Origin of the sequence: Burkholderia lata (assembly GCF_902499335.1) — a bacterium.
GTDB classification, from domain to species: Bacteria; Pseudomonadota; Gammaproteobacteria; order Burkholderiales; family Burkholderiaceae; genus Burkholderia; species Burkholderia lata_B.
Map to the genome: position 1 here is coordinate 248,914 of NZ_CABVQK010000002.1, position 20,162 is coordinate 269,075.

The 20,162-nt window shown below is 67.9% G+C and carries 16 protein-coding genes and 1 other RNA gene; 8 read left to right on the top strand and 9 right to left on the bottom strand.

What is annotated here, in order from left to right:
- A complete protein-coding gene (locus BCO18175_RS05410; protein ID WP_174979812.1) occupies positions 1-1,917 on the bottom strand; it encodes a sigma-54-dependent Fis family transcriptional regulator in 1,917 nt (638 codons plus the stop codon).
- 536 nt (positions 1,918-2,453) lie between these two features.
- Between BCO18175_RS05410 and BCO18175_RS05415 the strand changes: the two genes are divergently transcribed.
- From BCO18175_RS05415 to lipA, 6 genes are all read left to right on the top strand, one after another.
- Entirely contained in the window at positions 2,454-3,512 is a 1,059-nt protein-coding gene (locus BCO18175_RS05415) for an ATP-NAD kinase family protein (RefSeq protein WP_174979813.1), read from the top strand.
- A 59-nt stretch (positions 3,513-3,571) separates the two neighbouring features.
- Positions 3,572-4,348 carry an SDR family NAD(P)-dependent oxidoreductase gene (locus BCO18175_RS05420; RefSeq protein ID WP_174914797.1) on the top strand — a complete coding sequence of 259 codons (777 nt, stop codon included), beginning with the start codon at positions 3,572-3,574 and terminating at the stop codon, positions 4,346-4,348.
- Positions 4,349-4,425: 77 nt separating this feature from the next.
- Positions 4,426-5,409, top strand: a complete 984-nt coding sequence (locus BCO18175_RS05425; RefSeq protein WP_174979814.1) for a thiamine pyrophosphate-dependent dehydrogenase E1 component subunit alpha — start codon at positions 4,426-4,428, stop codon at positions 5,407-5,409.
- Positions 5,410-5,463: 54 nt separating this feature from the next.
- Positions 5,464-6,468, top strand: coding sequence for an alpha-ketoacid dehydrogenase subunit beta (locus BCO18175_RS05430; protein ID WP_174979815.1), 1,005 nt, complete (start codon positions 5,464-5,466; stop codon positions 6,466-6,468).
- Between the two features lie 4 nt (positions 6,469-6,472).
- Entirely contained in the window at positions 6,473-7,588 is a 1,116-nt protein-coding gene (locus BCO18175_RS05435) for an acetoin dehydrogenase dihydrolipoyllysine-residue acetyltransferase subunit (RefSeq protein WP_174979816.1), read from the top strand.
- A gap of 2 nt (positions 7,589-7,590) precedes the next feature.
- Complete coding sequence (lipA, locus tag BCO18175_RS05440; protein WP_174979817.1) at positions 7,591-8,556, top strand: lipoyl synthase; 966 nt, start codon at positions 7,591-7,593, stop codon at positions 8,554-8,556.
- An 11-nt stretch (positions 8,557-8,567) separates the two neighbouring features.
- On the opposite strand, the gene BCO18175_RS05445 is transcribed toward lipA, so the two are convergent.
- The 8 genes from BCO18175_RS05445 to trxA all read right to left on the bottom strand — a co-directional run bounded on the left by BCO18175_RS05445 (position 8,568) and on the right by trxA (position 17,165).
- Positions 8,568-9,923, bottom strand: coding sequence for an MATE family efflux transporter (locus BCO18175_RS05445; protein ID WP_174979818.1), 1,356 nt, complete (start codon positions 9,921-9,923; stop codon positions 8,568-8,570).
- A 2-nt stretch (positions 9,924-9,925) separates the two neighbouring features.
- A complete protein-coding gene (locus tag BCO18175_RS05450; RefSeq protein WP_174979819.1) occupies positions 9,926-11,758 on the bottom strand; it encodes an ArnT family glycosyltransferase in 1,833 nt (610 codons plus the stop codon).
- A gap of 144 nt (positions 11,759-11,902) precedes the next feature.
- Positions 11,903-12,163, bottom strand: coding sequence for a type B 50S ribosomal protein L31 (locus tag BCO18175_RS05455; RefSeq protein WP_006753671.1), 261 nt, complete (start codon positions 12,161-12,163; stop codon positions 11,903-11,905).
- A 157-nt stretch (positions 12,164-12,320) separates the two neighbouring features.
- Positions 12,321-13,154, bottom strand: coding sequence for a zinc-dependent peptidase (locus BCO18175_RS05460; RefSeq protein ID WP_174979820.1), 834 nt, complete (start codon positions 13,152-13,154; stop codon positions 12,321-12,323).
- Positions 13,155-13,192: 38 nt separating this feature from the next.
- A complete protein-coding gene (locus tag BCO18175_RS05465; protein ID WP_174979821.1) occupies positions 13,193-14,749 on the bottom strand; it encodes an MFS transporter in 1,557 nt (518 codons plus the stop codon).
- A complete protein-coding gene (locus BCO18175_RS05470) occupies positions 14,746-15,246 on the bottom strand; it encodes a MerR family transcriptional regulator (protein ID WP_174979822.1) in 501 nt (166 codons plus the stop codon). The genes BCO18175_RS05465 and BCO18175_RS05470 overlap by 4 nt, the downstream gene beginning before the upstream one ends.
- Positions 15,247-15,382: 136 nt before the next feature.
- Complete coding sequence (gene rho / locus BCO18175_RS05475) at positions 15,383-16,645, bottom strand: transcription termination factor Rho (RefSeq protein WP_006478662.1); 1,263 nt, start codon at positions 16,643-16,645, stop codon at positions 15,383-15,385.
- A gap of 193 nt (positions 16,646-16,838) precedes the next feature.
- Complete coding sequence (gene trxA, locus BCO18175_RS05480; RefSeq protein WP_006402348.1) at positions 16,839-17,165, bottom strand: thioredoxin TrxA; 327 nt, start codon at positions 17,163-17,165, stop codon at positions 16,839-16,841.
- Between the two features lie 405 nt (positions 17,166-17,570).
- On the opposite strand from trxA, the gene ffs reads away from it, so the two are divergent.
- Positions 17,571-17,669: signal recognition particle sRNA small type (gene ffs, locus BCO18175_RS05485), an RNA gene on the top strand.
- A gap of 127 nt (positions 17,670-17,796) precedes the next feature.
- Entirely contained in the window at positions 17,797-20,157 is a 2,361-nt protein-coding gene (locus BCO18175_RS05490) for a DNA polymerase III subunit gamma/tau (protein WP_174979823.1), read from the top strand.
- Positions 20,158-20,162: the final 5 nt, after the last annotated feature.

Here is a 20,162-nt window from a genome sequence, read left to right on the forward strand (position 1 = left end):
TCACGCGCGGTGCGGCGCGACGATCCGGTGCTTCGCGATGCGCCGGTACAGCGTCGCGCGCGAGATGCCGAGCGCCTGCGCGGCCGCGTCGGGCCGCCAGCGGTGCGCGGTGAGCGCCGCGACGATGCGGCCGCGTTCGTCGTCGGGTAGCGTGCCGAGTACTACGCCGCCGAGCTGCGCGGCGATATCGGCCGGCAGGTCATGTCGCGTCACGCGAGCGGCGTCGCACACCGCACACGCATAGCGCAGCACGTTGCGCAATTGCCGCACGTTACCGGGCCACGGGTACGCGGCGAGCTGTTCGGCGAGCGTCGCATCGAGCGTCAGCACGTGGCCGGTGGCCTGCGCCTCCTCGGCGAATACGGCGGCGATCACGTCGCGCACGTCGGCACGCTCGCGCAGCGGCGGCAGTTCGAACGTCGCGCCGCTCAACCGGTAGTAGAGGTCCTCGCGGAACGTGCCATCGGCCACCATGCGTGGGAGATCGCGGTGCGTCGCACAGATCACGTCGAGATCGACGCGTACGGGCGTATCGCTGCCGAGCGGCACGACCTCGCCATCGGCGAGCACGCGCAACAGGCGCGTCTGCAGCGCGAGCGGCATGTCGCCGATTTCGTCGAGGAACAGCGTGCCGCCGTCAGCAAGTGCGATCTTGCCGCGCGCGCCGTGCTTGCGTGCGCCGGTGAACGCGCCGGCCGCATAGCCGAACAGTTCGCTCTCGATCAGCGCTTCCGGCAGCGCGCCGCAGTTGACCGCGACGAACGGCCGCGCGCGTCGCGCGCCGGCGTCGTGGATCGCGCGCGCGAACACTTCCTTCCCCGCACCGGTTTCGCCGAGCACGAGAATCGGCAGCCGCTTGCTCGCGACACGCAGTGCGAGTTCGGCCTGCTGCGCGATATGCGCGTCGTTGCTGTGCAGGAACGGCGTCAACGCGCCGACGTGGCGTTGCGCGGTGCTCGGGCGGCGCGAGGCCGTGGCGGGTTCGCGACCGGCGCGCCGTAGCGGCGCACGCAGCCGCGCATAGAGCGGCGCGCCGGTCGCGCGCAGCCGCAGCGCGACGATCGCGTCGAGCCGCGCGGCATCGCGCAGCGGCATCTCGGTCGCATCGAAGATCTCGTCGATATGGCGCGGTTCGCGCAGCGCCGGCAGCGCGTCGCGCGCCTGCCGGTTCGCGGCGACGATGTTGCCGCATTCGTCGAACGCGATCAGCCACTCGGGTTGCGCTTCGACGTAGTGACGATTCGGATGCCCGAACAGGATCCAGTGCTGCGCGGTGCTGTGCACGAAGTAGCCGTCCTCGATCAGCGCCGCGCTCTGCCGCACGAGCTGATAGACGAGACGCTGGCTGTCGCGGCCGTCGGGCGAATGAACGGCCGATGCGTCGAGCACGCCGATCAGCTCGCCGCCCGGCGAGAAGATCGGTGCCGCGCTGCAGGTGAGCGTCGTGAACGCCGCACGAAAGTGATCGGTCTTGTGCACGGTGATCGGCGCGAGATCGGTCAGCACGTTCGCGACACCGCACGTGCCTTCCTCGCTTTCCGACCAGCACGAACCGATGTGCAGCCCCGCATGGCGGAAGTCGTTGCGACGCTCGCGGTCGATCCGGTAGTCGATCGTCACGCCGTGCGCGTCGGTCAGCATCACGCAGTAATCGGCGACGCGGATCATGTCGTGCAGCCGCGTCAGGCACTGGCCCGACGCGCGCAGGAAGGCCTCCTCCTTGTCGCGTACTTCGCGCAGCTCGGCTGCGGTCAGCACGCGCGGGCCGATCGACGAAGCGGGGTCGAGACAGTAGCGCTCCAGGGAACGTTGCCACGACGACACGAGGCGCGTGGAGTCGGCCGGCGCGGGCAGGCGTCCTGCGAGCGCGCCGAGCACACGGTCGGCGTGCTGGGCCTGGGGGACGGCATAGGGCATGGTCGGCTCCGGTTCCGTACGGCGGGGAATGCGATGTTCTTGTAGCACATCCCGTTCGACGGATCACATTGCATCGCAGCACGCAGCGGGCGTGAGACGTTCGTCTCACCGGTATCGCGGGCCGTCTCGTGACGTTGAGACGCGTTCATGGGCAACCTGCGGAGACCGTCCGGCATGACGCGGCATGCGCGGCGCCGCGATACCGCGGGGTTTGCGGGCGGAGCGGCACGCTTGCGCCGGCGTCCCGAGGGCCATTTCGTCGCATCGGCGATGTGAGACGCACGGGCCGAATTGCCGTGCGCTCCGTCCTTCCAGTCGCGAATCGGGGGCACCTGCATACCCGCCGCGTCAGCATTCACAAGGGTTTCACGTTCATCGCACGCACGATGGCACGCCGCTTGCAGAGATCACGGGCAAGTCGGCGCGGTCGCGTCGACGACGACGATCCGCCGCCCGGAGATGGCAGCGGACGAGACAGGCAGGGCCGTGGCGCACGTCGATGCGCCCGGGCCGGCCAACTGGATGGAGACGAACCCGTGACGACGCCCGTTACCGTCGGCGTGATCGCGAACCCCGCATCGGGGCGCGACATCCGCCGCCTCACGACGCATGCCTCCGTATCTCCGACGGCGGAGAAGGCGAACATGATCGTGCGCCTGCTGGCCGGCCTCGGCGCGATGGGCGTCGAGCGCGTGCTGACGCTGCGCGACCGGACGGGCATCGCGACGCTGCTGCTGCGCGCGATCGACACGCATCGTGCGGTCGCGCCGCACGAGCGCTGGCCCGAGGTCGAATTCGCCGACCTGCCGATCACCGACACCGTCGCCGACACACAGGCCGGCGCGGCGTACCTGCACCGGATGGAAGTCGCGCTGATCGTCGTGCTCGGCGGCGACGGCACCCATCGCGCCGTGGCCGCGCACTGTGGCGCGACGCCGCTCGTCGCGCTGTCCACCGGTACCAACAACGCGTTTCCCGAACATCGCGAAGCAACGGTCGCCGGCGTCGCGGCAGGGCTTGCCGCGACCGGCGCGGTGCCGGCCGAAGTCGCGTTCACGCGCAACAAGCGGCTCGTCGTGCGCTGCGTGGCGGGCGCGCAGCCGGGGCGCGAGGAGATCGCGCTCGTCGACGTGTGCGCCGCGCGGCAGCGCTTCATCGGCGCCCGCGCGATCTCGGGGTCCGACGACATCGATTCGCTCTACCTGACGTTTGCGGAACCGGACGGAATCGGCCTGTCCGCGCTCGGCGGCGCGTGGGCGCCGCTCGAACGCAGCGCGCCGCACGGGCTCGCGATGCGTTTCGCGGGCGAAGGCAAGACGGCCGGCACGCCGCTCGTCGCACCGATCGCGCCGGGCCGCGTCGATCGTGTCGTGATGCGCAGTTGCGAGCGGCTCGAGCCGGGCGCGTGGCAGGCGATTCCGTTCGAGCGCGGCACGCTTGCGTTCGACGGCGAGCGCGAGATCGAGGTCGCGCGCGGCGATCGCTACGAGATTTCGCTCGACTGGCGCGGGCCGCTGACGGTCGACGTCGGGCGCACGCTGCGCTACGCGTCGTCACGGCAGCTGCTGCGCGACGCCGGCGAGTGGCGCTATTGAGACGCCGTTTTACCGAGTGACATTTCGACATCCATAACGATCGACAAGGAGACATCGCCATGACAACCCCACTCGAAGGACAGGTCGCCATCGTCACGGGCGGCGCGCGCGGCATCGGCCGCGGCATTGCACTGACGCTCGCCGGCGCGGGCGCCGACATTCTGCTCGCCGACCTGCTCGACGACGCACTCGATGCCACCGCGCGAGAAGTACGCGCACTCGGCCGCCGGGCGGCGGTCGCGAAGGTCGACGTCACGCAGGCCGCGCAGGTCGACGCGATGGTCGCGCAGGCGCTTGCCGAACTCGGCCGGCTCGACATCCTCGTGAACTGCGCGGGCGTGATCAGCATTCATCCGGTCGGCGAGCTGACCGAGCGCGACTGGGATTTCGTGATGGACGTGAACGCGAAGGGCACGTTCCTCGGCTGTCGCGCGGCGCTCGCGCCGCTGAAGGCGCAGGGCCGCGGCCGGATCATCAACGTCGCGTCGATCGCGGGCAAGGAGGGCTTTCCGAATCTCGCGCATTACAGCGCGTCGAAATTCGCGGTTGTCGGCTTCACGAATGCGCTTGCGAAGGAGGTCGCGCGCGACGGCGTGACCGTCAACGCGATCTGCCCCGGCATCGTGCGTACCTACATGTGGGACCGGCTGTCCGACGAATGGAAGACCGACGGCGAATCGGTCGAGGAGTCGTGGCAGCGGCACCAGTTGACGCTGATTCCGCAGGGCCGCGCGCAGACGCCGGAAGACATGGGCCGGCTCGCGCTGTTCTTCGCGACGATGGACAACGTGACGGGCCAGGCCGTGAACGTCGACGGCGGCTTCACGTTCCACTGACGGCCGCGGGCCGTGCAATCCGTCGCCGCGTCTCGGACGCGGCGGCATTCGCAGTCAGACCTACCCAGGAGACACACATGACCGTTTCGACCCAGCTCAGCAGGGACAAGCTGCTGGACGCCTACCGGCTGATGCGCACGATCCGCGAATTCGAGGAGCGTCTGCACGTCGAATTCGCGACCGGCGAGATCCCCGGTTTCGTTCACCTGTACGCGGGCGAGGAGGCGTCCGCGGTTGGCACGATCCTGCACCTCGGCCTCGACGACTACGTCGCGACCACGCACCGCGGCCATGGCCATTGCATCGCGAAGGGCGTCGACGTGCACGGGATGATGGCCGAGATCTACGGCAAGAAGACGGGCGTCTGCCACGGCAAGGGCGGCTCGATGCACATCGCCGACCTGGCGATGGGCATGCTCGGCGCCAACGGGATCGTCGGCGCGGGCGGGCCGCTCGTCTGCGGCGCGGCGCTCGCGGCGAAGCACCGGAAGACGGGCGGCGTCGGCGTGTGCTTCTTCGGCGACGGCGCATCGAACCAGGGTGTGATCTTCGAATCGATGAACCTCGCGTCGGTATGGCGGCTGCCCGCGATCTTCGTCGCCGAAAACAACGGCTACGCGGAAGCGACGTCGTCGAGCTGGTCGGTCGCGACCGACAACATCGCCGATCGTGCGAACGGGTTCGGGATGCCGGGCGTGATCGTCGACGGCTTCGACTTCTTCGCGGTGCACGAAGCGCTCGGCGAGGCCGTCGAGCGCGCGCGCAACGGCGGCGGCCCGACGCTCGTCGAGGTGAAGTTCACGCGCTATTTCGGCCACTTCGAAGGCGATGCGCAAACCTATCGCGCACCCGGCGAGGTGCAGAAGCTGCGCGACGAGAAGGACTGCCTGAAGCATTTCGAAACGCGCGTCGTGCGGGCCGAGGCGCTGACGACCGCCGATCTGCGCGCGGTCGATGCACAGGTCAAATCGCTGATCGACGATGCGGTTGCGCAGGCCAAGGCCGCGCCGGTACCTGATGCGGCCGATCTGCTGACCGACGTCTACGTGTCGTATCCGTGAGCGCGGCCTGATACCGCAGCCGGCACGGCGAACCGAACATTCCAGGAGACAGACATGGCAAGGAAGATCACTTATTCGCAGGCGATCAACGAGGCGCTCGCGCAGGAAATGGCGCGCGACGACAGCGTGATCGTGATGGGCGAGGACAACGCGGGCGGCGCGGGCGCGCCGGGCGAGGACGACGCATGGGGCGGCGTGCTCGGCGTGACGAAGGGGCTGTTCCACAAGTTTCCGGGCCGCGTGCTCGATACGCCGCTGTCGGAGGGCGGCTACATCGGCGCGGCGGTTGGCGCTGCCGCGTGCGGGATGCGGCCTGTCGCGGAACTGATGTTCATCGATTTCATGGGCGTGTGCTTCGACCAGATCTTCAACCAGGCCGCCAAGTTCCGCTACATGTTCGGCGGCAAGGCCGTGACGCCGGTCGTGATCCGCGCGATGTACGGCGCCGGCTTGCGCGCAGCCGCGCAGCATTCGCAGATGCTCACGTCGCTGTTCACGCACATTCCGGGGCTGAAGGTCGTGTGCCCGTCGACGCCGTACGACGCGAAGGGGCTGCTGATCCAGGCGATCCGCGACAACGATCCCGTGATCTTTCTCGAACACAAGCTGCTCTATACCCGCGAAGGCGATGTGCCGGAGGAATCCTATGCGATCCCGTTCGGCGAAGCGAACGTGATGCGCGAAGGCCACGACGTGACGATCGTCACGTACGGCCGGATGGTGCACCTCGCGATGGACGCGGCCGCGAAGCTCGCGAAGGACGGCATCCAGGTCGACGTGATCGACCTGCGCACGACGTCGCCGCTCGACGAGGAAACGATCCTCGAAAGCGCGGAGCGCACCGGGCGCGTGGTGGTCGTCGACGAAGCGAACCCGCGCTGCTCGATCGCGACCGACATCGCCGCGCTCGTCGCGCAGCGCGCGTTCCATGCGCTGAAGGCGCCGATCGAGCTCGTGACCGCACCGCATACGCCCACGCCGTTCGCGAGCGTGCTGGAAGACCTGTATATCCCGTCCGCCGATGCGATTGCGAAGGCGGTCCTGAAGACGAGGAGCTGACACGATGTCGATTCACATGATCACGATGCCCAAGTGGGGGCTGTCGATGGAGCAGGGGCAGGTCAACGGCTGGCTGAAGGCGCTCGGTGAACGCGTGACGAAGGGCGACGAAGTGCTCGACGTCGAGACCGACAAGATCTCGTCGGGCGTCGAATGCGCGTTTGACGGCACGCTGCGCCGGCAGGTCGCGCAGGAAGGCGAGACGCTGCCGGTCGGCGCGCTGCTCGGCGTCGTCGCGGCCGCCGACGCGAGCGATGCCGACATCGATGCGGCGATCGCCGAGTTCCAGCGCGATTTCGTGCCGAGCGCGGCCGCCGACGAAGCCGCGGGCCCGCAGCCCGAAAAAGCGCAGATCGGCGGCCGGACGGTGCGCTTCCTGAAGCTCGGCGAAGGCAACGGCACGCCCGCCGTGCTGATCCACGGCTTCGGCGGCGACCTCAACAACTGGCTGTTCAATCACGCGGATCTCGCCGCGCACCGGCCGGTGTGGGCGCTCGACCTGCCCGGTCATGGCGAGTCGGGCAAGGCGGTCGAGACGGGCAGCCTCGACGAACTGGCCGACGCGGTGCTCGCGCTGCTCGATGCGCAGGGCATCGACCAGGCCCACCTGATCGGCCATTCGATGGGCGGCGCGGTCGCGATGGCGGCGGCCGAGCGCGCGCCGCAACGCGTCGCGTCGCTGACGCTGATCGCGAGCGCGGGGCTCGGCACCGACATCAACCGCGCCTACATCGACGGTTTCGTCGCCGGCAACAGCCGCAACACGCTGAAGCCGCACCTCGGCGCGCTCTTTGCGGACAACGCGCTGGTCACGCGGCAGCTCGTCGAGGATCTCGTCAAGTACAAGCGGCTCGAAGGGGTGCAGGGCGCACTCGAGAAGATCGCGAATGCCGCGTTCGACGGCGCCGCACAGCGGCGCGTGTTCCGCGACCGGCTCGCGACGCTTGCGCCGCGCACGCTCGTGATCTGGGGCGAGCACGACCAGGTGATCCCGGCGCGGCACGCGCAGGGTTTGCCTGAAGGCGTGCGTGCCGAGGTGATCGCCGGCAGCGGGCACATGGTGCAGATGGAGGCGGCTGCCGACGTGAACCGCCTGATCGTCGCGTTTCTCGGAGGCTGACGATGGCCGCCGCGCTCGAACGACCCAGCCTCACGGCGCTCGGCCAGCCCGGCGCGAGAAGCCGCGACAAGCTCGCGCGCATTCCGGTGCGCGTCGAGCCCGCAGCCGGTGCGGCGTTGCCGAAGCCGCCGTGGCTGCGCGCGCGGCCGATGATGAGCGCGGCGGTCGCCGACATGGCGGCCGTGCTGCGCGACCATCGGCTGCATTCCGTCTGCGAGGAGGCGATGTGCCCGAACATCGGCGAATGCTTCGCGCAGCGCACCGCGACCTTCATGATCATGGGCGGCCTGTGCACGCGGCGCTGCCCGTTCTGCGACGTCGCGCACGGCCGTCCCGAGCCGCTCGATCCCGACGAGCCCGCGCGGCTGGCCGATGCGGCCGCGGCGCTCGGGCTGCGCTACGTCGTGATCACGTCGGTCGACCGCGACGACCTGCGCGACGGCGGCGCCGCGCATTTCGCCGCGTGCATCGCGGCGGTGCGCGCGAGCGTGCCGGGCATCGGCGTCGAAGTGCTGACACCGGACTTCCGCGGCCGCGTGGCCCGCGCGCTCGATGCGCTGTCGACGGCCTGGCCCGACGTGTTCAATCACAATATCGAGACGGTACCGTCGCTGTATCGCGCGGCGCGGCCGGGCGCCGACTATCGCGGTTCGCTCGAATTGCTCGCGCAGGCGAAGCGGGCGCGGCCGGGACTGGTGACGAAATCGGGGTTGATGCTCGGGCTCGGCGAGTGCGACGACGAAGTGCGCGACACGCTGCGCGACCTGCGTGCGCATGACGTCGACGTGCTGACGCTCGGCCAGTATCTCGCACCGTCCGCGCACCATCTGCCGGTGCGACGCTACGTGAGCCCGGACGCATTCGCCGCGTGGCGCGACGAGGCGCCATTGCTGGGTTTCAGGGAAGTCGTCGCCGGCCCGCTCGTGCGGTCGTCGTATCACGCAGCCGAGGTGCTGGAGGAAACGTAGCGGGTGGCGCGTCAGGCGGACGCCGACGCATGCGCACGACTGACGCGGCGCAGGTACAGCACGAGCCCGGCGCCCGCGAGCATCAGGCTGATCGTGTTCGCGAACCAGAAGCCGCGCGCGCCGGTCAGCGACGCGGGCGCGATGCCGCCCACGTCGAAACCGAGCGCGTAGCCGCCGCTGAGCCCGACGCCCCACAGCGCGACCGCATAGATCACGGTCGGCACGACCGCGACCTTGTAGGCGCGCAGCACGAACGCCGACGTGACCTGCAGTGCATCGAAGACGTGGTAGCACGCGACGATCGCGACGAGCGGCATCGCGGCCGCGGCGACGGCCGGGTTCGGCGTATAGCCGCCGATGATCAGCGGTCGCAGCACGAACACGAGCAGGCCGTAGGTCGCGGCAATGCCGCACGCGAAGATCACGCTGTGCCGGCCGAGCAGCCGGGCTTCGTCGGGCCGTCCGGCGCCGAGCGCGCGCGCGACCAGCGTCGACGCCGCCACGCCGATCGACAACGGCGTCATGTACAGCACCGCGCCGATGTTGCCGGCGATCTGGTGGCCGGCGAGCGTCGTCGTGCCGAACTGCGCGATGAACAGCGCCATGCACGTGTACGACGTGACCTCGATGAGGTACGACAGGCCCATCGGTACACCGAGTTTCAGGATCGCCTTCTGGCGTTCCCAGACCGGCCAGCAGAAGCGCGAGAAGATCGCGAGCGGCGCGAACACGTCGAGCTTCGCGAGCAGCGTGTAGCCGATCAGCGCGAGCGCCCAGTTGATCAGCGTGCTCGCGAGCCCGCAGCCGGGGCCGCCGAGGGCCGGCACGCCGAACCCGCCGAAGATGAACCACACGTTGAGCGGAAACTTGAGCAGCAGCGCGCCGATCTGCAGGATCATCGCGAGGCGCGGCTTGCCGGCCGCATTGGTCAGCGCGTTGTAGATGCGGAAGACGAGGCTGGCGGGCAGCCCGTACGACAGGATTCGCAGGTAGTCGACGGTGCGGTCGTGCAGCGCGGCGGGCGTGTGCGCGACGCGCAGCAGCGGTTCGGGAAAGTGCAGCAGGAGGAAGCCGGGCACCGCGAGCAGCAGTGCGAGCCACAGCGCCTGGCGCACTTCCTCGCCGATCTCGGCATAGCGCCGCGCGCCGTACAGTTGCCCGGTGATCGGCTGCAGCGCGGACAGGATGCCCGTCAGGCCGATATAGATCGATATGTAGATCGACGAGCCGAGCCCGAGCGCGGCCAGGTCGACGGCCGAGTAGCGCCCGACCATCGCGGTGTCGATCACGCCGAACGCGATGATCGCGAGCTGGCCGACGAGCACCGGCCACGCGAGACCGACGATCCGGCGGATGTCGCCGAACATCGTCAATCGGCCGGCTGGCGGCGCGGCGGACGCCGCTTGACGGGCGTCTTCGGCCGTTCGATGCGCTCGTACAGGCGGAAGCGCTCGTCGCGGTCGGCGGCACGTCGGCCTTCCCACACGAGACGCCACACGTATTGCGACATCGAGCTCGGCTCGCCGAAGTCCGCGCGGTCCTGGCGCAGGATCACGTCGCAGTCGCCGGAGAAGTCGAAGCGCATGTTGCCGAAATACGCGAAGGTCGCGATCTGCGCGTCACCGAGCCGCACGGGCGAGATGCACTCGTAGTCGGAGGGCAGGTGTACGGCGATCTGCTGGGCGACATCGCGGTAGGTCCGGCCGTAGTTGACGATCGGCAGCCACAGCGTCATCAGCAGCACCCACATCAGCGTGGTGCCCGCGCCCGACAGCACGACGCTGCGCCACAGCACCTTCGGCTGCCGCGAGATGCGCCAGCGCACGAGGAAGCACCAGCACACGGTGGCGATCACCGCGCAGATGAACGACAGGATCTTGAAGTGCGGCTCATAACCGGGCACGAGGCGCGCCAGGTTGCGCGCGAGCGGATGCGGGAAGCCCGTGAGCGACGCGAGCCACACAAGCCACACGAAGGTGCCGAGGATCGTGAAGCTCAGCACCGCGAACCAGTCGATCGCGTTGATCGCGCCGCGCTTGAGGGTCGGCAGCGCGAACGTCGCGAGCACCGCGAGCGGCGGCAGCAGCAGCATGTACATGCGGTTCGACTGCTGGCTCTGCAGGATCACGAGCGCGACGAGCGGCACGGCGACCGACAGCGGAATCGCGATGTGCGCCCGGCGGCGCATGCCGGCCCAGCTCCACCATGCCCAGATCGCGAGCGGCCACGCGGGCCACGTGAACAGCGGCAGGTTCTTTGCCGCATAGCCGAGCACCGCGGTCGGCGGGCCCGAAAAACGCATCAGGCTGCCGTGGATCCACTGGTTGAAGAACCATGCGGCGTCGTCGGGCGCCGCGACGAACGCGGCCAGCGGCCACAGCGCGAAGATCGCGGCCGCGAGCGGCACGCCGACGAGCGGCAGGCGCAGGTTGCGCATCTCCGGCGTGACGAGCCACAGCACGGCGGTGCCGGCGAGCAGGGCGACGACCAGCACCGGGTTGCCGGACAGGGCGACGAGGCCGATCGCGACACCCCACCACAGCGCGCCCTGCATCGGCTTGTCGATGCCGCGCACGATCCCGTAGACGAGCATCGCGATCCACGCGAACTGCGCGAGCTGCGGCGTCGTTTCGTGCCCGCGCTCCGCGAGGCCGAAGCAGGCGACGAGAACCAGCAGTGCGCCGTCGGCGAGCGTGCGGCCGTAGTCGCGCGGCTCGGGCTCGCCGCCGAATGCGTATTTGAACGGCTGGACTTCGGCACGGCGGCCGAGCAGGTAGGCCGCGTACCAGACGAATGCGCATGCGACGCAGAACAGCACGCCGGTATCGACGCGCGATGCGTTGCTCGCGTCGACCCACGGGCCGAGGCCGCGGATCGACAGTGCGCCGAGCCAGTAGCCGAGCGGCCCGTCGGTCGTGATGAACTTGCCGACCAGGTTCGGCAGCAGCCAGTCGTGCCAGCCGCCCTTGGCCATCGTCCACATCACGCCAAAGCCCGCCGCGTCCTCGTTCTTCCACGGGTCGCGACCGAACAGGCCGAACGCGGCGTAGACGAAGCAGAGGGTGAGCAGCAGCCAGCGCGGCAGCGCGCGCGTGGCGGAGGCGGTGAGACGGACGACAGGCTTCATGCAGATGAGCGATTTGTTATGGGCGGGTGGCCGGCGCGGTTGCGCGCGGTGGAGCCGGTTTCGAGCATCCGGCATTGTAGACGCGCCCGCTGTTGCGCGTCAGGTCGATGCCCGGGCGCCGGCTGGCACCTGCCGGGCGAGCAGAGACAAAAAAGGGCAGCCTGGGCTGCCCTTTTGTGCGACACCGGTGCGTTGCAACCACCGGATGCAATGCGAAGCTTACTTCGCCTTGCCGCTGGCGCGTACGCCGAACTTGTTCTTGAACTTCTCGACACGGCCTGCCGTGTCCATGATCTTTTGCTGACCCGTGTAGAACGAGTGCGATTCCGACGACACTTCGATCTTGGCGAGCGGGTAGGTCTTGCCGTCGAGTTCGATGTTTTCGCGCGTCTGGATCGTCGAGCGCGTGATGAACTTGAAGCCGTTCGACATGTCTTGGAAGACGACTTCGCGGTAGTTCGGGTGGATGCCTTCTTTCATGGTCTTTCCTTGGTGAGAGCGGTAGCCAACCCGCCGCTTGCCGTGCCGGAGCGCGCATATTGCGCAAACCAGACGACGCCAAGCCCGGCGCGAGCCACTTGCCTAAGGTCGAAAAACGGCGATTATGCCAGAAAATCAGATGGTTGACGAATAATTTTCACGGTGTGTCGAGCGCGCCGGTGCCGGCCGGATCCTGCCGGTAGTAGCGCGCGAGCAGCCGGTACAGCTCCGGAAATTCGGACTCGAACGCTTTCGGCCGGACGAACAGCGCTTCGCTGCATACCGCGAAGAATTCCGACGGGTGGTCGGCCGCATAGGGATCGATCAGCGAGTCCCGCTCGAAGCGCGCCCACGCGCGGTCCGGCACGGCGTCGACGCGCGCGCAGAACTGGTCGTACGCGTGCTCGAACACGTCGGCCCAGGCCTGCGCATCGAGGTGCGGCGCGTGCCAGCGGCGAAAAAGGGGCGGATAGCCGTCGGCCGCGCCGTTGACCATGTCGATCTTGTGCGCGAACTCGTGGATCACGACGTTGTACGCGTCGCGGCCGTCCGTCATCTGCGCATCTTCCCAGGACAGGATCACGGGGCCGCCTTCCCAGGCCTCGCCGCTCGCATCCTGCTCGACTTCGTGGACGACGCCGTCCTCGTCCTGCACTGTCTTGCGGATCACGAATTCGCCCGGATACACGACGACGCCGACCCAGCCGTCGTACAGCGACAGGTCGAGATTCAGCACGGGCAGGCACGCCTGCACGGCGATCGCGACGACCATCGCGTCGGTCAGCTCGAGCCCGTGCGCGGTCGAGAACGATTTCTTCGCGATGAACAGGCTCGTCAGTTCGCGTAGCCGGCCGAGCGCATCGGGTGACAGCGCCGCGAGGAACGGCAGGCGCTCGACGGTGTCCTGCCACAGCGCGTCGGGGATCGGGTGGCTGCGCAGCGCGCGGTCGCGGCGGCGGTCGTCGAACCAGCGGGTCAGTTTCGAGAGCATGAAGGCGGCTCGCGGAAATCCAAAGCCTGTCTTTTAACTCAATCGATCTCTTTTTGCCATGCCGCGAAGAGGCCGCCGACGAGCGCGACGCCCGCCAGGAAGTAAAAGCCGTCGAGCGACGCGAGGAATGACGCCTGTTGCGCGACCATCCGCGCGATCGACGCGATCGCGAGGCCGTGCGCTTCGTTCGGCGCGTGGCCGGCGGCGGCATAGCTGCGCGTCAGCGCGTCGACGGTCTGCTGGAACAGCGGGTCGAATACGTTCGCGCGCTCGACGAGCCGCGTCTGGTGCACGGCCACGCGGTGCTGTTCGACGATGATCACCGATGACGTCGCGAACGAGATCGTCAGTTGCCGCACGATGTTCTTCAGCCGATAGCCGTGCGTATATTCGTCGATCGCGAAGATCCGGAACGTCAGGTTGGCCACCGGCAGCACGATGAAGAGCAGCAGCAGCCCGCGCAGCAGCAGCGGGACGATCAGCGCGGCTTCGCCGACCTGCGGCGTCATTCGCGTCATCCACAGCGCGGCCGTGATGGCGATCGCGAACCCAGGCACGACGAACCACTTCTTGTGCGTGACGAACTTCGCGTAACGCAGGTACGCGAACAGCGCGGTGGCTGAAATCAGCGACATCGTGCCCACCAGCCGCCCGGCGTTCTCGACCGGATAGCCGAGCCCGCCTTCGAGAAACCGCGACGTCAGGTAGCTGAAGCCCGTCGACTCGTAGTAATAGAACATGTAGAGCAGCAGCCCGACCCGGAACGTCCGTTCGCGGAACGCGTGCAGGCGCACGAGCGGCGTCGGATGGTTCCACTGGTGATACGCGAACCACGCAAGCGCGCCGATTCCCGCGATCGTCAGCAGGATCAGCAGCGGCGAGCCGCTATAGAGCTGGTAATGCACCTGCTGCAGCACGATCTGCAGCGCGCCTTGCGCGAGCGCGAACACGACATACGGCCAGAAGTGCCCGGAGCCGCGTTCGTCGTCGGGTGTCCGGCCCGAATCGGGCAGCGTGAGCAATGCGAGGATCGCGAACGCGATGCCGGCCGGCGCCGTGCACGCGAACAGCGCGCGCCACGTCGAATGCGCGACGAGCAGGCCGCCGACGATCGGTGCGAGCGCGCTGCCGAGCAGGATCATGATCAGGAACGCGCGTGTCGCGGGCGGCCGTTCCTGCGGCTTGAAACTGATCTGGATCAGGATCCGGCACGCGCCCATCATCGGGCCGATGAAATATCCCTGGAAGCCGCGCGCGAATGCGAGTTCGAGCGACGTGTCGGCGAGCGCGGCCGCGATTGCGCCGAACGAGAACATCAGCATGCAGCCGGCGACGTAGCGGCGATGGCCGAGCCGGTCGACCCACCATTGCTGCTGCAGGATGCCGAGCACGGCCGTGACCGCGTAGGCGCTCGACGACCACACGAGTTCGTCGGGCGATGCGTTGATGCCGCCCGCGATGTAGCTCGCGAAGAACGAGAAGACGGCGTTGTCGAAATAGTCGATGCCGGTGACGAGTGCGAGCGCCCACGGGAACAGGTCCGCGCGCAGGTTCGCGCGGCTCCACAGCGGCGAGCGACCGGGCATCGCACTCATTCGCGTGTCTTGCGCGTGCGCCGCGTGCCGGCTTCGGCCTGCCGCTGCGCGATCAGCGCATCGGCGTTTTCGCCGGCAAGACGCCGATCGACGTAGTCGATGTCGTGCTGCAGCTCCTTGCGCAGCGCGATGGCTTCTTTCAGTTCGCGCTGGACGGCCGCGATCCGCTGGTCGAGCGTATCGATCTGTTCGGTGAGACCGGTGCGGATGTCGCGCAGCGACGCGTCGGAATAGCGGCGCCGGCCGTCGCCCGTTTCTTCCAGCGGGCGCTTCAGCATCTCGGTGATGCCGTGCAGCGAGAAGCCGAGCGCGCGCAGCCGCAGGATGCGCGCGAAGCGTTCGAGGTCGGCTTCGTCGTAGAGGCGGTAGCGGCCTTCGCTGCGCGATGGCGTGACGAGGCCGCGCTCTTCGTAATACTTCAGCGTGCGCGGCGTGACGCCGAGCCGCGACGCGGCATCGCTCACGGTCAGCAGCGGGGTGGAGGCGTCGTTCGGCATCGGGAGGCGGGGGATTCGGTGTGGGCGATGACGCGATTATAGATCAACCTGTACGTTCACGTTCAGGTTGGCACCGAAAAACGGCCGCCGGGCAGGATGCGCGGGCGGCCGTCTTTTTGGTGCGGGGCGGGGGTGATCAGCCGCCGCGGCGCATCAGGTCGAAGAACTCGGAGTTGCTCTTCGTCTGGCGGATCTTGTCGAGCAGGAATTCCATCGCTTCGACTTCGTCCATGTCGTGGATGAACTTGCGCAGCACCCAGATCTTCTGAAGGATCTCGGGCTTGATCAGCATTTCTTCGCGACGCGTGCCCGACTTGTTCAGGTTGATCGACGGATACACGCGCTTTTCCGCGAGGCGGCGCTCGAGGTGCACTTCCATGTTGCCGGTGCCCTTGAACTCTTCGTAGATCACGTCGTCCATGCGGCTGCCGGTTTCGATCAGTGCGGTGCCGATGATCGTCAGCGAGCCGCCTTCCTCGATGTTGCGCGCCGCGCCGAAGAAGCGCTTCGGACGTTGCAGTGCGTTCGCGTCGACACCACCCGTCAGCACCTTGCCCGATGCCGGGATCACGGTGTTGTACGCGCGTGCGAGACGCGTGATCGAGTCGAGCAGAATCACGACATCGTGCTTCATTTCGACGAGGCGCTTGGCCTTCTCGATCACCATTTCGGCGACCTGGACGTGGCGCGTGGCCGGTTCGTCGAACGTCGAGGCGATCACTTCGCCGGCGACCGAACGCTGCATTTCGGTCACTTCTTCAGGGCGCTCGTCGATCAGCAGCACGAACAGGATCACGTCCGGGTGGTTCTGCTTGATCGCGTGTGCGATGTGCTGGAGCATCACGGTCTTGCCCGACTTCGGCGACGCGACGAGCAGGCCGCGCTGGCCCTTGCCGATCGGCGCGATCATGTCGATGATGCGGCCCGTGACGTTTTCCTCGCCGCGCATTTCGCGTTCGAGCGACAGCGGCTTGTTCGGGTGCAGCGGCGTGAGGTTCTCGAACATGATCTTGTGTTTCGAGGCCTCGGGCGGCTGCCCGTTGACTTTGTCGACCTTCACCAGCGCGAAGTAGCGCTCGCCGTCCTTCGGCGTGCGGACTTCACCTTCGATGGTGTCGCCGGTGTGCAGGTTGAAGCGGCGGATCTGCGACGGGCTGATATAGATGTCGTCGGTGCTCGCGAGGTACGACATTTCCGGCGAGCGCAGGAAGCCGAAGCCGTCCGGCAGCACTTCGAGCGTACCGTCGCCGAAGATCGTCTCTCCCGTCTTGGCGCGCTTTTTAAGAATGGCAAACATCAACTCCTGCTTGCGCAGGCGGTTCGCGTTTTCGATCTCCAGGCCATTGGCCATTTCGATCAGTTCGGAGACGTGCAGAGACTTGAGCTCGGATAAATGCATACGGAGAACCCGCCAGGGAGGAGACGACGAAAGAAATAAAGGGAGGAGGGCGAGCGGAAGCGCTCAGAGACTTAAATGCGTCTTGTAGACGTTTTTTAATTCTAGCATAGGCCGATTCGCGCTTGAGCGAGCGATCGGCGGCTTGTCGGCAGACGTGTTGCCGGTTGACAACACGTCCGCGGAACTGCCTGTATTACAGGTGGCTGTCCAGGAATGCGGTGAGCTGCGACTTCGACAGCGCGCCGACCTTCTGCGCGGCGGCCGCGCCGTTCTTGAACAGGATCAGCGTCGGGATGCCGCGCACGCCGAATTTCGCGGGCGTTGCCTGGTTGTCGTCGACGTTGATCTTCGCGATCTGCAGCTTGTCGCCGTAATCCTTCGCGACTTCGTCGAGAATCGGGGCGATCATCTTGCACGGGCCGCACCATTCGGCCCAGAAATCGACGAGCACGGGCTTGTCGGACTTGACGACGTCCTGTTCGAACGATGCGTCGCTGATGTGTTTGATCTGTTCGCTCATTGGGTCAATACCTCTTACGGTTCGGGGACTGCCTGCTTGCGCGTTGCGGCGTACCGGCTGCCGTTGGCTGCCGGCCGCTGCGGCAGGTCACTCCGCTCTCCGGAAAGGAGGGGTGTAAGCGCTGCATGCCGCGGCTCGCGGGTCGTTCGGGCGTCATATTAGCCTAAATTGCTATCTGCTGCGGGCGGCGATAGTAGCCGCTACGCGAGTAGGGGTACGACGCGACGTTCGACCGTTGTGTCCAGCAGGTGGAGGCCGGCCCGCAAATTACAAGGGGTGGGTGCGCATGCATTTCGATTCGGGGGCACTGCGTGCCGTGCGATGCGCGCCGGTTTGTCTGGTCATATTCGCATTGGTGCGAACAAACGGTCGCATTCATTCGGAAGCGGTGATAGAATATGCCGTGACGGGCCTCCTCGCATGGTGGGGCGGTGAACCTGGTCAGGTCGGGAACGAAGCAGCCACAATCGTTTTCCGCCAGTGCCGAGGGTTGGGCTCGTCACCTTCCTTCTCGCCCCGTTCGCCGGGCGTTTTTTATTTCTGCACCACACTCCGTTTTGCCTGCGCGTTGCCAGTCTTCCGCACCGTTTCGCGTGTCGGCGCGACGCAGCGTTACTGATACAATTTCCCGATGACCTATCAAGTTCTCGCACGCAAGTGGCGTCCGAAGGATTTCGCTTCGCTCGTCGGCCAGGAGCACGTCGTCAGGGCGCTCACGCACGCGCTCGACGGCGGGCGTCTCCATCACGCCTATCTGTTCACCGGAACCCGCGGTGTCGGCAAGACGACGCTGTCGCGGATCTTCGCCAAGGCACTCAATTGTGAAACCGGCGTCACGTCGCAGCCGTGCGGCGTGTGCCGCGCCTGTCGCGAGATCGACGAAGGGCGTTTCGTCGATTACGTCGAGATGGATGCCGCAAGCAACCGCGGCGTCGATGAAATGGCCGCGTTGCTCGAGCGCGCGGTGTACGCGCCCGTCGATGCGCGCTTCAAGGTCTACATGATCGACGAAGTGCACATGCTGACGAATCACGCGTTCAACGCGATGCTGAAGACGCTCGAAGAGCCGCCGCCGCACGTCAAGTTCATCCTCGCGACGACCGATCCGCAGAAAATTCCCGTCACCGTGCTGTCGCGCTGCCTGCAGTTCAACCTGAAGCAGATGCCGGCCGGGCACATCGTGTCGCATCTCGAACGGATTCTCGGCGAAGAGCAGATCACGTTCGAGTCGCAAGCATTGCGCCTGCTCGCGCGTGCCGCGCAGGGCAGCATGCGCGACGCGCTGTCGCTCACCGACCAGGCGATCGCCTATTCGGCGAACGAGGTGACCGAGTCGGCCGTGTCGGGCATGCTCGGCGCGCTCGACCAGACTTACATGGTGCGTCTGCTCGACGCGCTTGCCGCCGGCAGCGGCCCGGAAATCCTCGCGATTGCCGACGAGATGTCGCTGCGCAGCCTGTCGTTCTCGACCGCGCTCCAGGATCTCGCGAGCCTGCTGCACCGGATCGCGTGGGCGCAGTTCGCGCCGGGCTCGGTGCTCGACGAATGGCCCGAAGCGGGCGACCTGCGCCGCTTCGCCGACACGCTGAGCCCCGAGCAGGTCCAGCTGTTCTATCAGATCGCGACGGTCGGTCGCGCCGAGCTCGGCCTGGCACCGGACGAGTACGCCGGTTTCACGATGACGTTGCTGCGGATGCTCGCGTTCGAGCCGGCGGTTGCCGCCGGCAGTGCGCCGGGCGGCCAGCCGTCCGTGCCGCGTGCGGTGCCGGGCCCGCGCGTGGCGGCGGCATCGGCTGCCGCGGCGAAGCCGGTATCGGCCGCACCTGCCGAAGCAGCGCGGCCGCAGGCTGCCGCGCCGGCTGCGCCCGCCGCGCCGGTCGTGCGTGCAGCGCCGGTGCAGTCCGGCGACGAAACAGACCGGCCGGCCGTGAAGCCGGCTGCCGTTCAGGCAGCCGCACCGGCTCCGGTTGACGCGCCAGTCATCGAAACGCCGCAGCCGCAGACGGTCGCAGCATCGCAAGCAGCGCCGGCCGACGATAACCCGGCACCCGTCCGCAATGAACCCGAGCCGCCGGCTGCCGTTGCGCAGCGAAGCGACGAGCCGGCTGCGCCGGCCGAGCCGGAGCCGCGCGCCGCGCCGTCCGAGCCCGCTGCGCGTCCGGCCGCGCGTTCCGGAGGAGCCGCCGCCGCGCTCGACGTGCTGCGCAATGCAGGGATGCGTGTGTCGTCCGACCGCGGGCGTGCAGGTGCCGCGGCTAAACCGGCAGCCCAGCCGGCCGCCGAGAAGCCGGCCGCACCGCGTCCTGCTTCCGTCCAGGTGCCGACGCCGCGCGCCGCGGCCCGTGCGCCGCAGGCGGCCGATTCGCGCCAGGCCTCGCCGCCTTGGGAGGACATTCCGCCGGACGACTACGTCCCGCTCAGCGCCGACGAGATGTTCGGCGGCCCGCCCGACGATGGCTTCGTGCCGGTGTTCGACAGCGGCCCCGACGATGTGCGCGTGACGCCTAGGCCGGCGGATACCCGTCCGTCCGCACCGGTCGACACGCGTCCGTTGCCGCCTGCGATCGCACTCGATCCGGTCGGCTTCGACGGCGAATGGCCGGCGCTGGCCGCGCGGCTGCCGCTCAAGGGTGTCGCGTACCAGCTCGCGTTCAACAGCGAACTGACGGCCGTCGATGCGACGACGTTGAAACTTTCCGTGCCGGTGCCGCAATATGCGGACGCCGCGCAGGTGGCGAAGCTGAAGGCCGCGCTGGCCGATGCGCTCGGCAAGCCGGTCGAGGTGGCCGTCGAAGTCGGGCCCGCACGGCGTACCGCGGCGGCGCTCGACGCGGCCGCGCGTGCGGCACGCCAGCGCGAGGCCGAGCAGGAGATTCACGGCGATCCGTTCGTCCAGCAGCTCGTGCGCGACTTCGGTGCGCGCATCGTCGAGGGTTCGGTGCGTCCGCTCGCCGATGCGGCGCCGGACGGCCCGCCGCCGACGCTGCATTGAACTGA

Bases quoted from the DNA above. Each gene is read 5' to 3' on its own strand.
- BCO18175_RS05410 (WP_174979812.1), bottom strand. From the start codon at position 1,917: ATGCCCTATGCCGTCCCCCAGGCCCAGCACGCCGACCGTGTGCTCGGC.
- BCO18175_RS05420 (WP_174914797.1), top strand. From the start codon at position 3,572: ATGACAACCCCACTCGAAGGACAGGTCGCCATCGTCACGGGCGGCGCG.
- BCO18175_RS05425 (WP_174979814.1), top strand. From the start codon at position 4,426: ATGACCGTTTCGACCCAGCTCAGCAGGGACAAGCTGCTGGACGCCTAC.
- BCO18175_RS05430 (WP_174979815.1), top strand. From the start codon at position 5,464: ATGGCAAGGAAGATCACTTATTCGCAGGCGATCAACGAGGCGCTCGCG.
- BCO18175_RS05435 (WP_174979816.1), top strand. From the start codon at position 6,473: ATGTCGATTCACATGATCACGATGCCCAAGTGGGGGCTGTCGATGGAG.
- lipA (WP_174979817.1), top strand. From the start codon at position 7,591: ATGGCCGCCGCGCTCGAACGACCCAGCCTCACGGCGCTCGGCCAGCCC.
- BCO18175_RS05445 (WP_174979818.1), bottom strand. From the start codon at position 9,923: ATGTTCGGCGACATCCGCCGGATCGTCGGTCTCGCGTGGCCGGTGCTC.
- BCO18175_RS05450 (WP_174979819.1), bottom strand. From the start codon at position 11,758: ATGCCGGATGCTCGAAACCGGCTCCACCGCGCGCAACCGCGCCGGCCA.
- BCO18175_RS05455 (WP_006753671.1), bottom strand. From the start codon at position 12,163: ATGAAAGAAGGCATCCACCCGAACTACCGCGAAGTCGTCTTCCAAGAC.
- BCO18175_RS05460 (WP_174979820.1), bottom strand. From the start codon at position 13,154: ATGCTCTCGAAACTGACCCGCTGGTTCGACGACCGCCGCCGCGACCGC.
- BCO18175_RS05465 (WP_174979821.1), bottom strand. From the start codon at position 14,749: ATGAGTGCGATGCCCGGTCGCTCGCCGCTGTGGAGCCGCGCGAACCTG.
- BCO18175_RS05470 (WP_174979822.1), bottom strand. From the start codon at position 15,246: ATGCCGAACGACGCCTCCACCCCGCTGCTGACCGTGAGCGATGCCGCG.
- rho (WP_006478662.1), bottom strand. From the start codon at position 16,645: ATGCATTTATCCGAGCTCAAGTCTCTGCACGTCTCCGAACTGATCGAA.
- trxA (WP_006402348.1), bottom strand. From the start codon at position 17,165: ATGAGCGAACAGATCAAACACATCAGCGACGCATCGTTCGAACAGGAC.
- BCO18175_RS05490 (WP_174979823.1), top strand. From the start codon at position 17,797: ATGACCTATCAAGTTCTCGCACGCAAGTGGCGTCCGAAGGATTTCGCT.